This is a genomic window from Bartonella sp. SL320 (genome assembly GCF_059687635.1).
Map to the genome: position 1 here is coordinate 733,714 of NZ_CM185143.1, position 16,353 is coordinate 750,066.

The following is a 16,353-nucleotide window of genomic DNA, read 5'->3' on the forward strand; positions in this document are numbered from 1 at the left end:
TAGCCTTTAATGATTTGCACGCTTTGTGAAAGCAGATGCTATACGGTTATCTATTCAGCAAAAAGTGCTTCCAATTGTGGTACTGTTATATTGGAATGAGCAGCCGCATATTGCTGCTCATTTTTTTTTAAACTATGCGCTAATTTTTAATGTTTTAGTTGCATGCATGACAAAGCATGAGATTAAATCTATATTTGGGGCATTTTTTCGCGTTTAATACAGCTCAATGTTTTATTACATTAAGCACGGCTTTAAATGTTGTGGTTAATTCCGACAAAATAGGGAGGAAGACTTCTTTACTTTTCTCTGTTTTAAGAGAGGAAAAAAACATTCTGAATGGACGTATTATCGTTTTATACTCAAATGTTTTTCTCAAACTATTTTTAAAAAACTACTTTTTATTTGAGAAGGCTATAGCCTCAATTAGAGCGTGAGCCAGTTATACAAGGATGGCTTTTTGGGATTTGTAGGGATTTTACCGCTTTCTATAACTTTTCAATTTCTTTCTCTTCCAAATTTTCATGATTTTTTCTGGGTGTTTTTGATCGGAATTGTACCGTAGGATGATCGTTTTGAACGGTGGTATAGAGTGTATGGTGTTCATGCGTCAACTTTATGGGTGTTCTTTATTCTCAAGTGTGTGATAAATATTATTTGAATAATGCTTTGATTTATAAAGAGTGTTTACTATTTCATGTTGAATGAGCACCTGACGCTTGTAGGATTTTCTTATTTCAAATCTGTTCTCGGTTGAGTTAATCAAAACCCATGTCTTTTGCACATTAAAAACGGAAGAGCTTCCTCGTGGATAAAAAACGATCGAGAAAGGGATATAAATACCTTTTTATGAACCGTATCAAGTGTAAAAGGTTATGTATATAATGGGAGCTGGCAAAGTTTGTGATGGTGTTGGCTTGTTTCTTTATAAATGTAAAGATGGGGGACAGTGGATTTTATCATTATACCATTCACCATTGCCATTGCGAAATGTGTTTGGGAGCTTAGATATCTTTTTAAAAGAAAGCGCGTAAATGAGCAACGTAAGTTTCATGAAAGAGTATCTTTTAGAGTCGTGATAGTTAACGAAGGGGGAAGTTAAGTAAAACCTGCCCTATAAGAAGAAAAATTATTTATAGATTGGATTTGGTAGAAATCTTGGTCTTTTAAGGTGGAGATGTGATTGAGCTTTAAGCGAGCATGAAAAGACAGAAACTGATGGTTAAAAGTGCCAAAAAAAGCAGAGATTAACATCAAAAAAGTAGCGTGCGATATTTGAAATTAGGGGTATCTATAAAGTTAAATTTTTGTTTGTGATTTTATAAGAAATGAAGAGGCGCATGTGTGCAGATTAGAAAAAGAAAATATATTTAATATATTTCTATTACGAGAGCTAAAATAACAACAAAAGCATTGATGCTGATAATCAAGGTTGAATAAAGCATCGCGGTTTTTACGAGATCTGCCATAAGAACCTCTTTCTGTTCTTTGGAAGGTGACTTTCTATATAACAAGATGTTACAGTTCGTAATATATGTTGATATATGCTATTCGACAAGCTTTAAATTTTTCCTTTTTATAAAGGCTTGAGAAGTTGGGGGACTGTAAGGCATAAAAAAGAAAAGCTTTTAAAGGGAAGGATAGGCTTTGTTGGCAGAAAAATCTTTTTATCCTGTTATGCCATAAAATATTGTCATTTATGGCATCGTATAAGGTATGTAAGCTTTCTTGAGACGTTTAAGTGTTTTTGAGGGGGGATGAATATTGATAAGCTTGTTTATTGAGTTTTTCGTTTAAATTATCACATGAGGGGGGAAGTGGAGAGAGAGTTTGCTTGACAAAAATTAATACTGTGCACGGTAAAGCATTGATGAATAATAATAATTCAATGTTTTGCATATTAAATGAGTACCTGACACTCGTAGGATTTTCTCATTCCAAACCTGTTCCATGTTGAATGAAACAAATCCATTTGCGTGCATGTTACAAGCGGGGGCCGTGTGGTAAAAACTATATAAGAAAAGACTAAGAGTGTCTTTTCATGGACCGTCTCAAATACCAAGGTTTGTCGTACAACATTGGAGGTTTCGAGATATAATGATGGGGCCAGCTTATTACTTTTTATAAGAGAGGATTGGGTTAAAGTCTTTATCTTTTAAAGGGTGGGGAGGCAACACGCTTTCTGATACGATTTTTCATTATAGCAATATTTAAATTTTCTTGCGTGGGGTATACTTTTGTATGAAAAAAGAATGTTTAAAACGCAATAGATTTGTGGAGTCTCTATTAATATACTTGTATTGTACGTTTATGTGCTTGTTTTAAAAATATCTTTCAATGTACATGGTGGGCATTTTGCGATGGCGCTTGTTAATGGTATAGTGGTCAATGTAGATAGTGTCACAGGAAAGCTTTCATAAAATAATATAAAGTTTTAATACTATAAAAATCTATAGAATGTGCCCCTCTTTATATTTGTGAAAGAGAAAGTTTTAATCATCGTACTTTTATATTGACGATAGCTCTTGGCATTTAAGAGAGAGCACCAGAGGCCTTTTTCTTTCAGTATTTTTGATCAACCTATCAGACTCCGTTTGAGATATATAAGCCAAGTGATTTTAATGAGCTTAACATGGAATAGAGTGAACAAATTTAAAATATGATCATTCCAAGTTCTACAAATTTTTCATTGAGCATATAGAATAATACTTTATCTTCATAAATCATTATCTTAGCTTATGGGCATAAATATTTCAGTGTAATTATAAAAGAGAAAGGTTTCATTTAAAGGGGGATGATGAGAAGGAGAGCGTGATAGAAATTATGCTTTTATTATAAATTGATAATTTTTATGCATTGTTTATTGACTGGGTTGGGAGCGGTTCATTTTTTAGTGTGGGGAAGAGATTAAGAGAATATCTAGCGTTTTTCTGTAATGCCGTAGTTTTTATACCAGCAGCGCATGTAAAGCGGCGATATGAAGAGTAAACTGTATGGTATTGCATGAAATAATCTAAAGGAAGATGAGGGAAAAAATTTTAAAAATATTAATGTGAGGTAGTATTATGCATTGATAATATTTTTATTTATAAAAATAATTTAGCGTTATTCGATTTAAATAGCAGCTCTCAATATCGTAGAGTTTTCTCATTTTAAATTCCTTTTATATTGAAACAACAAAAATCATGTCTTTTGCACATTACAAATGGGGAAGGCTGTGTAGGTAAAATTGTATAAAAAGGTATGTTTCTTATGAGCTGTTTCAAAGTTCTAAGGAGGAATAACATTGGGAATGGCAAAATGTATAAGGCTTGCTCTTTTATTAAGCGTAAAGATGGGGGAATTCAATGGATTTTATATACTGGATTTTATACATTTCATGGAAGATTTATCATGATACCATTTATGAAAGCCAGTGCCAAATAGGGGTGACGAGCGTTGAGAGGTGTTTCTTTAAAACAAGCGTGTGAATATGCGATTGAAGGCGCAGTAAACTGATTGACTAAGAAACGCTTGAAAAGGTTTTCAAAATCTTATATAATCATTCGTTGCAAAGAAAAGCGAATAATAATTAAAAAAGAGAGATTGATGGCTGTTTAGCTGTTTTAAGATGTCTTTTTTGATAGTGCTATATGGCTGCTCTGTTTAGAAGTGCATTCTTTTTGTATTTTATGCGAAATTTTGCATGTATGCAAAAAGGATACAGGGGGAATGTATCTTTTTGAATGGATGCAACTAATCTTGTAGGCTGTCACCTTATGTGGTGAAAAGTAAAAAGTATACGAGTTTAGGTGTAGGGAAGGCCATAAAGTTATGGAGGGTGAAATGTTGCTGTCGGTAAGATACTGAAACGATAAGATACTGAAATCTTTAAATAAGCTTAAGTCTTTGTATGCTGCAAGTTTTGTTGGCAGGTGTTTTTTATTGCCAATATTATTGTTAAGCAGTGTTGTTTTCTGTTGGTCTTGGTGGCGATGAAATCGGTAAATAAAGATAAAATCGGCAAGACAAAAGAGACAGGCAGGATGAAAGAAGACGAAAGAAATAGAGAGAGCTTGGAAGGTTTGGTATTGTAGAGGTTTCAAGTTTACAGTGTTTGGGTGAATTGCCAGGGTAGCAATGATGGTTTTGGAGCAAGGCAAGAAAATATTTCATAAAATGCGTTGAATGTTGAAGTGGTATACACTTTCTAAGGAGTGTCGTGTTGTTGTCTGAGTAATATTCGCACAATGAACTCAATTGAGTGTATCAGCATTGAAGAAAAACTGTTTAATCTCCCTCATTTGAAAGCAAGATTGAACAAGAGTGTTGAAGGGGAAATAAAAATGTCTGTAGTGCAATATGGTGATGATAGTTTTGCAGCAAAAGCAAAAGTTCTTGATAATAATCTGATTGATCGTGATTGGGCGATGACAAAATTTGTCGCGGCTGTTAAGGGTTTGGCTCAAGTGGTTGATTATGAAAGCAATATGCTAGAGAGCAGTGGCGTTCCAGATTACGAAGAAATAAATTTATGTAAAATACGTGGTTTGCGTGATCTTAATAAATCTATGAGCGATGTAAAACGCTACATGAATCAAGATATTGAGCATGAGGTTGAAAGTTTGTTGTCTGATTTACAAGAAAAATTACAACGTAATAGTGAGTTACTGCAAGCACATTTAAGTGCCGTTAATGATCTTTCCCAAGCTATGCAAATACCTAAACATGTAAAAGAAACAGAGGAATGATCTAAATTTGTTTCATATCCGTTGTTCTACGTGATGATAATGATGAGGTAGAGCAGTCATTTGCATAAAGAGTGTATTTGTTGAGTCTCCGTGTTTTAAGCGCACGTTTGAATATTTTAATTATCATTCTACTGTGCTGTAAAAAAGAGTCTTTAAAATGGTCTCTTTAAGGTGATGTGAAGCGCGTGTATGAGTGCGAAGCCCAAGTGTAAGTGGCTTTAAGAGAAGTTGGAGTGTTTGCAGAGTATTGTTTTACAGAGTAGGTTGAGTGGGGGCTTTGTTTTTTCGTTCGGGGAAGGGACTAAGAGAATATTAAGACGACTCCATGATGCCTTATGAAATAGCCTTCTTTTAAACTGTGAGGATGGAAAGTTTTATCCTAATGAGGTACTTTTTAGAGTATTTGATGAATATTGCCTAGAAGCCTTATAAAGCACTGTTGTTGGAAGTATGGTGTGTGAAGTGCAACACATCTGTAGAAAGTAAAAAGAAAGCACTTTCAGAAAAAATGGATTGTGTGTAGAGCATTGTTTTACAGAGTAGGTTGAGTGGGGAGTGTTTTTTCGTTCGGGGAAGGAACTAAGAGAATATTAAGACGACTTCTTGATGCCTTACGAAACAACCTTCTTTAAAGTGTGGTGATGTGAGACAGTTAGGTGTTGGAAGCTTACATGTTTGAGACAAAGATTAAGGCGCTTTAGGGCTTTTTCTGCTATTGCGGCTTTTGTATGCTAGACTGGAAAGAACATCCAAAATTGGAACGAACATATTGTGTATCTTTATTGGGATTAATATTTAAAAAGAGGAGGCAGCTTCATTGGGGGAGAATTATAAAGCTGTAAAATATTTTATCATCATCTTTTAGCTTTGCAGTTTTTAAAAAAATTACAGCACTATCTTTTAAAGAGTGAAGATAATATATTTCTTTATGTTTTTGTTTATTGCGTTTTTAAAGGGGATCACGTCCCTCATGCAAAGCAGAATTTTTCAAAAAAAGACACTTATTGCTCCCAATGTACTTGCTCCCAATGTACGCGTTTGTTTTAAAGAAATATTTTTTAAGGCTTGTTATCCCCATTTGCTAACAGAGCCCATTTCGTGACGACGCTCGTGAAAAGTATAACGATAAAGCCATTGAGTACCACCATCTTTACGCTTATGAAGAAGAAAGCCGGCATCATCATTATATTGGTCAGCCCCCAATGTTGCGACAGACCTTGCATGAAGACGATTCATAAAAACCATTTTTACTCCTTTCTTTTCTTATTTTTACTCACACGCCAACCCCGCTTATGATGTGCAAGAAAGTGACATTAATTGATTCAATGAGAGGATTTGTGATGAGAAAATCTTACTATATTCGGCGTTATGATTCAAATTGAAAAAGTATTATTTATTATTATAAATCAATGTATTATTGTGATACGATAGAGTTTGTGAAAGGCATAATAATCTTTTAATGGAAATAGTGTAAAACTTATAGAGTATGACTATATTTATGCTTAACGAAGGACCAAGTTGGTATTGTCATACACTTTGTCAGCATTGAACGTTGTGATAGCTTTTGATACTTGAGATTGGGGTATTTTTATTCTTTTTTATCCATATATCCCCTTTGCTTGTGATGTGAAAACAAGAGATTTTGATTGATTGTTCAATATGAGAAGGGAAGTGATGAAAGAATCCTACATTATTCGGTATTAAAGTTGAAAAGATGATTTATAATAATAAATCAATATATTATTTTAAAGGGATGATGGGTGCAGAGGTATTGAGGAGATGCATTTATATCAGTGGTCAGAAGCTAAAATTTGGCTCGATGAGAAACTGGATTATTTATAGATTTGAGGAGAAAATTCCAGGAAAAATAAAAGTGCTATCGCTATGGTGCACTTCTAGATTCCTTTGTGAAGGCTGACAAAGAGCATGAATGTTTAGGAAGAGAAAATATCGTGCTTTATATCGCAGGAAGTCAACTAAGTGGAACTTGCTAAATTAAGAAGCTGAATTTTTTATAAATTGCAGCGCTTTGCTCTTAGAATAGAGAGCAAATTAAAGGATAAAGGTCATTTAAAGCATTTTAATTTTGATCAGAAATTAATTTTAAAATGGCTTTTTGTTTGACAGAGGGAAGAATTCTAAAACTTTTTAAAAGCAAATATTCTTCTTTGCTCGATGCAATTTCATCATGATGGTACGGGGCGTTTTCGTTTGTGATGATATCCGTGTAAAAAAAGGTAAGTGGAACATTTAAAATATCGGAGATTTCCTTTAAACGTCCTGCGCTTACACGATTTAAGTCTTTTTCATACTTTTGAATTTGTTGGAAACTTATCCCTAAAGCGTCTCCTAATGTTTTTTGAGACATTCCTAAGATTTTTCGTCTCAAGCGAATTTTTTTGCCAACAAAAAGATCAAGTTTAAGGTTTTGAGTTCGCATTTGCCCCCTCCGGTTGCGAGCGCCCTCGCATTGGTATTCCGGGAGCTTGAAAACACTGAACCCTAGTCAGCATTTTGCTTTTAGTGCTTGGAAGCACCTGGACATAGCAAAATCTCCCGGAATTCCGGGATACCCACAAAGTGGGTTCATTTTTACGCTAGGGTTTTGGGTTTTCAAGGCCCACTTGATCGTTGCGTAGACGACCAAAACATCTTTTAATGTGTAAAGTAATTTCAGAAAATTGGCAATAAAAATCATTTTTCTTGAAACGGATAGATTTTTTTATGAAAGGCGGTTTGCCTTTCAATTTTTTAAGGTGTGCTTACTCAATTCATAAAATATGCTTTTCACAAAGAAAAATCTTGGTTGTGAAGCTCAAATAAATCTTTATGAGGCACGTTACAGAGCCTTTAAGCAATCACTAAAATGGTTCGTTTGGTCTTTTTGCTGCGATTGAGATATCATAATGATAGGGGTGGGGCTTTCATGAGAAAATACGCTTCATGTAAAAGAAAATCCCCAAAATAGAATAGATTTTTTTGCCAATTCATATGCTTGTTTTAAGGATAACTCTTTCAATATTCATACTCATTTCACGAATGGCACTTTATGAACGGTATAGGGGCTTCGTGAAGGTTTATCAATCCTCTCATGAGAGGTACAAAGCTGCTATTTTTATTCAGTGCAAGGAAACAAGTTGGTATGATTATTGACTTTGCCAATCTTGAATAGTCTTTTGGGTTCATAAGAGGGGATTTTTATCTCCTTCTTTAATTGTTTTTACCGTATATCAACATTTCCACTTGTGATGCGCAGAAGGAGCGTTTTTATTACTTGAAGAGGAAAAGCTTGGAAATGAATGAGAAAATGCTAAGATATACAGTTTTTTTAATTGATAAAAAATATTATAAACCAATAGCTTATTTGATAAAATAATGATTTTTGAGAGTTTTAAAAATATAAGTTTAAATAAAAGAGCAGCACTTTGTGCTGCTCTTTTATTTAATTGAAGTTAAAAGTTCTTTTGCTTTAAAAACGATACCGTATGCCACCCGAAACATTAGCTCCCGATACACCAGTTTTTTGCAGTTTTTGTCGATAGCTAATATCGCCATTCAGCACAATATTTTGAGAAAGATAGGCATTTACACCCATGCCTCCCTCAATTGAAGAGCCTGTAGGATCAAGATTAAAGGTATCGGCAATTTTTATTGTTTTGCCATCACCAAAAGTTCTGATAACATTCATTTTACCATAGAAGGAAACAGCCTTGTTTTCTTCCGTAGCCATGATCGTTTTTGTTAAACGTCCACCAAAACGGACCAACCATTGATGTGGGTTACCCATGTCTACTTTTAAGCCATTGGCATCTGAGAAGATATCAAACATGAGATTTTGATAAATCACTTGGGCTTGCGGTTCAAAGACCAGTCCTTTTGTGCCGGTTGCTAATTTCTGACCAATGGTTGCCGATATATTAAGGAACTCAGTTCCATCTAATTTTGCAGCATTCCCAACAAGAGCTGTGGTAATGTTTCCTTTTAAGGCCCCGTAAGAAAGAAGAGCATTGACATATAGACCATTGCTATGCTGGAGGCCACTATAAGCGGTGAGTGACCATTTATCAAGTGTTGTCTTTTCAGAATCTTGCATTTCTTTTGGTGTAAAGGCAAGCTTTCCGTATGTTCCTATAAGACCAAAATGTGTGCTTATGTCTTTACCTTCAAAGGCGGCTAATATGAGCCCCAATTGTAAAGCTTTATAGTTTACATCAGCATCATAACCATAACGTAGTGGGCCGCGGTTGGAAGATAAGTTGACTTTCTCGCCGTAGGAAGAAAAAAAGAGACTATTCTTTTTATGGTCTTTAGCTCCAAACACTGTTGTTCGCATAGTATCTAACAACGCGTTTTGATTATTTACATCAGAAAATCCAGAAGAAAATAAAGCATTCGGCAGAGTTAAATAGTTTGCCATCTGTGGTAAAAGTGCTCGAACTTTTTTATCCTTATCAACGTAGGCATTTTGTAAGCGGAAATCCCAGAAATTATTATTCTTACCCAAAAGATTTTGGCTTTCATGAGATGTTCCAGGTTTATAGCTTGCAAGGATATACTTATAAGGTTGTCCACCCATGGTCATATAGTCTCCGGCTAACCTGAAGGAATTTTCATTTGCTTGTCCGGAAACTTGAATGATTGAAACCCCATGTGTTCCTAAAGGAAGTGACGCCATGTGTTCTTCCCAAATAGCAGAGTTATCGGTTATTTTTTTATCTGTTTCTTGGAGATTGATATGAACAACAGTGCTCCCCGATACATCACCATTAATTAGAATGCGATCGGTTTGTTGTTCTTTGATAGGAGAATGTTTGTCCCATCGAGTGTTTACATAAATCTCTGCAACACCTTTTGCACTATAAACCGCTGCTGTATGCGCAGTTTCATCTTCTTGTGGAAATTGAGACCCTATCAACAAAGTCTGGTACTTTCCCTCTATTGGCTTAGCGAATATAATGGCACTATCTGTAAGCTGTAAGGTAGAAAGGTTAGAGAATGATTTTTCATCAAGATCAAACCGTACATAGTCATCTAAAATAGTATCATCATCTGAAATATTATCACTATTTAAAGCATTTTTATTGGGCTTTATGTACCATTTCGTCCCTTCTTTTAGATCAAAAATTGTCCTATTATCTCTAGAAGTTCTGACTCGACCTTCTAAAGAAGAGCGATCCGCAACCAGTGTAAGAGTGTTTGTGGAGTCGCTTTCGTTTTTCGTATTTTTTACTAAAATATCAGCATGAATTTCTGAATTTTTAAGGCTGACTTCACCCTTTGTGTTTGCTCCATAAAGGCTGATTCCTGAACCATGGTCAGTGAGCAGCTTTGTACCCTCTAGATTTACTTTACCGGCAATATTTTGTTCTTGAACAGCATTGGCCTTTCTCTCAGCATGGCGTGGATATCGCCTTTGAGGGGCGCGATAGAGATTATTGCTAAAAATAATAGCATTCGCTTCAGATTCCCCTGTGACATGGACGCTTGAATCTTTAAGATTAATTATCCCTTCTATGTTGACCAAACCAGCTGTTTCTGCTGTTGCCGTAATTCCTGTAGCATCAATTTCTCCACCATCTAATACACTGAGTGCAATAAAGCCGGCATCAACGTTTCCTCCGTTCATTTGGATTTTTGAACTGTTCTCTTCCGCATGTACAGCAATTCCTCTGTCTTGAATTTTTTTGTTATGCAGAGTTACAGTTGTACCGTTCTTAACCTCAACGCCGGTACTTATAGTTTCGATTTGTGCAGGCTGTATGGGAGAGATTGGTTTTGCAAGCTCTGATTTTTCAGGTACGTTTTGCGCAGATGTAGTTTGCGCTGATTGTAGCGATGATGCGTTTTGTTCACTTGCTGGCCTTAAAGATATTGATTGTACGGGTTCTGGTTCTTTAGACGTTGATGATATTTCTGTGGCTGGTCTTGTAAGTTCCAGTCGTTTAGATTCTGGTTTTTCCGGTGTTTGTGATACCTCTTTTGTCGGTCTTGTAAGTTTTGGTTCTGTAGTTTCAGATGTTCCAGATATTGGCCGTAAATGGGTTTGAGATTGTATCGATTCTGGCTGTGAAGATAAAGCAGAATTCGAAAGTGTTTTACCGCTGGATTCACTCGAAGAGGAAGTATCAGAAGCACCTGAACGTCTTCTCGATTTTGCTGCTCCTGCTACTGGAGTCATTTCTGTTGATGAAGGTTGTGTTGTCGTTTCTTGTGTGGCTGTCGGATTAGATTGTACAGTTTCTGTATTTTTAGGGGCCGTTTCAGATTTTGTTGGTTGCTCAGATGGGGTAAGGGACGTAGGGGTGCTAGGTATTGAAGGTGGAAAGGAAGAGGAGGGTGGATAAGTGTTTCCAAACCCATCAGGTGAACTACCATCATATGGATTAAAAATTTTAGGCATATTTACCGAACTCTCAGCACGAACAGGTTGTAGAGAAGGGAGACCTATCGTTGGTGATGGAGTTGTACGATGAAGAGCATAAGACAAGCTGGTGGAAGAATAAAACAAAACACTAGAAACTGTGTATAGTAAGAAGCTTTTTTTCATATAGATGTATTCCTAACTATTTCCCCTCTCTTAATACAAAGATAAAACCTTGACCTCATTATGTCTCTTTTGTAAGAGACAAAACGAAACATAATGAGGGTGCTTTATATTTCAAGATAGGAATACAAGTATTTTTAGAAGTGATAGCGCATTCCAGCAGAAATATTTATTCCAGAGATGCCTACTTTTTTGAATTTATGTTGATAACTCAAGTCGCTATGAAGCTCGATATTTTCCGATAAGTGCGCGTGAAGACCAAAACCACCTTCGACTAAAGATCCCATAGCGGCCAGTTGAAATTTTTTACTAAAAGTTTTGAGAAAATTCAGTTTACCATAGAAGGAAAGGGCATGGCCTTTGTTTTGCGTCAAACGTCCGCCAATACGGAGCAACCATTGATCAGGTTTGTTTATGGTTATTTTAGCGTTATCTTCATCTGAAGAAGAGCTATCATTTGAGGAAGAACCAAGTATGAGACGCTGATAAACAAGTTGTGCTTGTGGTTCTAGGATGACACCTTCAAAACCGGTTGATAGTTTTTGACCAACAGTTGCAGCTGCCCCTAATATTGTATGATTATTTATTATGGAGGTATCTTTGATGAAATCTTTGCTTATATTTTCTTTAAAAATTCCATAAGAGAGAAAGGCACTTGCATAGATTCCACCATCATGCTGAATGTTTCCATAGGCCGTAAGTGACCATTTATCAAATATATTCTTATGAGAGCTTTCTGCTTTTTTAGGAGAAAAAGACAATTTCCCATAGGTTCCAAAAAGACCCAAATTGGTGCTGATATTTTGATCTTGTAGCGTTATTAATGTTGCTCCTGCTTGCAATGCAGCATAGCGAATATCGGCATGAATGCTCCCTTGTGCCTCTTGAACGCTCTCTTGTTTTACTTGAACGTCATTTTGTTCTTTTTGAACGTTTTCTTGTTCTGCCTGTATTTCTTCTTGTTTTGCTTGACTACCCTCTTGTTGTGAATGAATCCGTGAGAAAAACGTGTTCTTATTGCCATAAGTGGATAAGAAAATGCTTCTCTCTTGATAATTTTTGGGTTCAAACATGGTTATTTGCATATTGTCTAACAAGATATTTTGATTATTGAAATCAGAAGCCCCAACAGCAAACATCGCGATAGGCATGACTAAAGAGTTTTCTATTTGTGGTATAAGCGTTTTGCTGTTTGCTTCTTTATCAAGAGAAGAAGATGATGCGGTTGCTTTATCTTCTGTCAGTGGAGAGGTGCTCTCAATCTTTGTGGGTAATTTTACATGAGATTCTGCGGATGCGTTAAGAGCCTTTTTTGACGCTGAGGAAGCAGTGTTCGTTTGGGGATCAAGATCAGATTGCGCATTTTTATTGATCCCAAGCTGGGTCATTCCACGATCTGTTCTTAAGGATGAATTGTCCTTGTGCTGTGAAATGACATCAGTGGATAAGTTATCACTGGTACGTTGTTGTCTTGCGTTGGAGTAAAGAAGAGGTTGTTTATTCTCTTCAGATGAGAGAGAGCCTTCTTTTCCTTTCACGTTTGTTATTTCTTCGGTGTTCAAAGCATCGAGTACTGCTTTGCGTAAAGTATCGGAAAGTTCTTTATTTTGTCCTTGTAGCGCACTATCCACTTTTGCTGCTTTATGTAATATTTCTGCTTTATTTTGCAGTGTGGACCACCCATGATTGTCTTGCTTTACCCATTGTTGGTGAGTGGCATCAATACGCTGTTGGTTATCGGCATCAAGGATTGCGGCGGCTTGTGCGGCATCTAAGAGCGCTTTCTCGTAGCCGCGTATTAAATTTTCTCTCTTTATCAACCGGTCTTGTCGTAAGCGATTAAGATAGGCATTGGCTTGTATCTTGTGTTGCATATCCAGCTGATGTTGTTTAGCCATAACTTGGGTACGTATATAATCTCTTGCTTTCTGCGATTCATTTGTATGTGCACCAGATCCATAACGACCAAGCCCTGAGAAGTAGCTATTAATTCTACTGTCTGCCTCATCTAGGCTTTTTTGAAGTACTTGTGAACTCTCTCCCATCATGGCGCCAGAGGCTATTTTTTCAAGATTTTTTTCGGCCTGTGTTGGAGTGCTCATTACATCAATGGCATGGCGATATTGTTCTGGTAATTTGGTAATTTCTTCAAGAGCATGGCGTGTTTGAGGGCTTAAGCTAGAGGCGTGACTTATCGATATGAAGGTAAAAGAAGAAAAAAACAAAGCACAAGCGGTTGTACAGAACAAAAGATTCTTATGCATAGAAATGTTCCTTATGATGTTTTTCTTTTTTGATAAAAATTAACTACTATTTGATACATTACGATTTTTTGTAATGAGCAAAATTAAGCAGCACTGTTTACATTTCAGCGCTGCTTATCTGTCAAAAGTAAAAGCTAAGATTTCTAAAAGCGATAACGCATTCCACCGGAGAAGTTAATTCCAGAAACCCCAGCTTTTTGAAGGTTATGTTGGTAGCTTACGTCAGCATGAAGCGCAATATTTTTGGAAAGTTGTGCGTTAATGCCAAACCCACCTTCAAGAGAAGATCCCATAGTATCAAGTTGGAAAGGCTCAACAATATCAATCGTGCTCTTTTCACCAAAAGCTCTAAGAACGTTCAACTTCCCATAAAATGAAAGAACACGATCTTTTTCAATAGGAAGTATAGTTTTCGTTAAACGCCCTCCAATACGAACTAACCATTGTTGGGGGGTGCTTATATTAACTTGGAAGTCATCAATATCTGAAAGCGTACCAAATGCAATATTTTGATAAATAAGTTGCACTTGTGGTTCAAAGGCCAATCCTTCAACACCGGTTGCTAATTTTTGTCCAACGGTTGCCGATATATTTAATGTATCCGTATTGCTTAATTCTGCGGTGTTGCCGATAAGGGCTGTTGTGATATGCCCATTTAAAACGCCGTAAGAAAACAATGTATTAATATAAAGACCATTGTCATGGTGGAGGTTTCCATAGGCCGTAAAGGACCATTTATCTAGGATGCTTTTGTCAGATCCTTCCATATCCTTTGGCGTAAAAGCAAGCTTTCCATAGGTGCCTAAAAGACCAAAATTTACGGTCATATTTTGCTTTTCTAATGTTGCTAATGTCATGCCCGCTTGTATAGCAGCATAGCGAACATCTGCACCATAACCATATTCCAATGGACTACGGCTGGAAGATAATGTCACTCTGTTGCCATAAGTAGATAAGAAAAATCCTTTCTTTTTATGACCTTCTAATCCAAAAACTGTTGAGTGCATATTATCCAACAGTGTATTTTGATTGCTTACATCAGTCAAACCAGAGGAAAATATTGCATTAGGCATCACCAGATAGCTTGCCACTTGAGGAACAAGAGCTTTAATTTCTTCCATAAATTCAAGAGTAGCATTTTGCAAGCGGAAATCCCAGAAATTCTCATTTTCTTCCAAGGAAACTTGTCTATTATTTTCTTTTTCAAGGGATGATGCATCAGTATTTTGCGCATCTTTTTCTTTTGATTCTTGTAATATTCCGCTTAAATGACTTTGTGCACTATCGGCTCTCCCACGGCTGGATGTCGGCCCATAGGCATTGAGTACATATTTATAAGGTGAGCCTCCCATTGTGGTGTAGCCATTTGCCAGTTTGAAAGCATTTTCCTCTGCTCTTCCAAAGACTTGAATGAGTGAGAGCCCACGTGCATTTAAAGGAATAAAATCTTCTGCCTTCTCATGATTGAATAGTTCTGCATGGTGTGAAAGATTATTGAAATAGATCGTCGTGGTGCCTGAAACATCCCCATGAACAAGAACACGGTCAGTTCGTTGTTGTTCTTTTGTAAGACCACTACTCCATTGGGTATTTAAGTAAATCCGTGCGTCACCCGTTGCATTATAAACCGCTGTTGCATGAGAGCTGCTGTTTTGCATCGGTTGAGCAACTTCAGCTGCTGGCTGTTTTCCGACATGCAAGGTTTGATATTGATTTTTTGCGAGTTTATAGGGCTCTTTAAATATAATAGAGCTATTATTAACATTCAATATTGAGACAATGGATTGTGCCCGTTGTTTAATATCAGTGAGCACGTATCCTTTAGAATAGTCAAATTCTTTATCTACTTCGAATTGACTAACCTTTAAGTACCACTTGCTGTTATCGTTGAGAGTAAAAACCGTTGTATTTTGAGGAAAAGTTTTTACTCTTCCTTCTAAAACTGAGTTGTCAGCAGTTAATACAAGAGTGCGAGGATTGATATCTTTTGAACTTTCTGGGATTTTATTTTTCAAGAGCATATCAGAACGAATTTCTGAATTTCTAAATTCTACCTCAGCAACAGATTTTGCATAATCTGGCCCCAAAATACCAATACCATTTTCAACAAGAAGTTTCGTATCGGTAAGAATTACTTTATTGACAACTTTTTCTCCCTCTTTTACTCGGGAACTCGAGATGTAATCAAAAAGGATACCACGACTTTTATGATGTCCAGAAACATTTATGATTGAATCTTCAATATGAATGATACCGTTTGAAATTTCTAAACCACGTGAATCTGACTTTCCTACAACTTTTTTAGCATGAATACGTCCACCTGTCGTTGCGGAAAACAAATTAGAATTCGAGTACATTGTTGAGTTTTTAACGATAATAAAGGCTTTGTCATCAGCTACTACTGACGTAGAATTGCCACGGATAAAAACGTTATTAAAGGTTTTTTCTTCTTCTGCTTTATCCGCACGAGCCATAGTCATTGTAGGCGCTGATTTATTTGCATAAGTTGAACCGAAATGAGAAAAAATCAAAGTTCCAGCAATTGTACATAACAAAAAATTTTTTTTATAAATATATTTCTTACACATAGATATGCCTTTAATATTGGTATGCTTTGATGCTTACTTCATTCCCCTGATGGCGCAAGTACCCAGTGAGCTTTTATATCATTATGTTTTTATTGTAAACAACAAAACGAAATATTGCACTATGTTTAAAATTAATCTTAGCAGCGCTTTTAACATAGAAAGTGCATTCGTAATGATGGATTGCAGAAAAGCAAATTTGATAAGTATTTTGTTTAAAGGCACAAAGAATC

The 16,353-nt window shown here is 36.2% G+C and carries 6 protein-coding genes; 1 reads left to right on the top strand and 5 read right to left on the bottom strand.

Annotated features, from left to right (window positions below; all coding sequences use genetic code 11):
• The first annotated feature begins 4,322 nt into the window (after window positions 1–4,322).
• A complete protein-coding gene (locus tag AC6ER8_RS02950) occupies window positions 4,323–4,727 on the top strand; it encodes a flagellar protein FlgN (protein WP_497079189.1) in 405 nt (134 codons plus the stop codon).
• Window positions 4,728–5,795: 1,068 nt separating this feature from the next.
• Here the strand turns inward: AC6ER8_RS02950 and AC6ER8_RS02955 are convergent.
• The 5 genes from AC6ER8_RS02955 to AC6ER8_RS02975 all read right to left on the bottom strand — a co-directional run bounded on the left by AC6ER8_RS02955 (window position 5,796) and on the right by AC6ER8_RS02975 (window position 16,123).
• A complete protein-coding gene (locus AC6ER8_RS02955) occupies window positions 5,796–5,972 on the bottom strand; it encodes a DUF4102 domain-containing protein (RefSeq protein ID WP_497079191.1) in 177 nt (58 codons plus the stop codon).
• Window positions 5,973–6,807: 835 nt separating this feature from the next.
• Complete coding sequence (locus tag AC6ER8_RS02960; protein WP_497079192.1) at window positions 6,808–7,167, bottom strand: helix-turn-helix domain-containing protein; 360 nt, start codon at window positions 7,165–7,167, stop codon at window positions 6,808–6,810.
• Between the two features lie 1,029 nt (window positions 7,168–8,196).
• Window positions 8,197–11,274 (bottom strand): autotransporter family protein, encoded by a 3,078-nt coding sequence (locus AC6ER8_RS02965; RefSeq protein WP_497079194.1) that lies wholly within the window; start codon window positions 11,272–11,274, stop codon window positions 8,197–8,199.
• A 134-nt stretch (window positions 11,275–11,408) separates the two neighbouring features.
• Window positions 11,409–13,535 carry an autotransporter outer membrane beta-barrel domain-containing protein gene (locus tag AC6ER8_RS02970; protein ID WP_497079195.1) on the bottom strand — a complete coding sequence of 709 codons (2,127 nt, stop codon included), beginning with the start codon at window positions 13,533–13,535 and terminating at the stop codon, window positions 11,409–11,411.
• A gap of 143 nt (window positions 13,536–13,678) precedes the next feature.
• Window positions 13,679–16,123, bottom strand: coding sequence for an autotransporter outer membrane beta-barrel domain-containing protein (locus AC6ER8_RS02975; protein WP_497079197.1), 2,445 nt, complete (start codon window positions 16,121–16,123; stop codon window positions 13,679–13,681).
• Window positions 16,124–16,353: the final 230 nt, after the last annotated feature.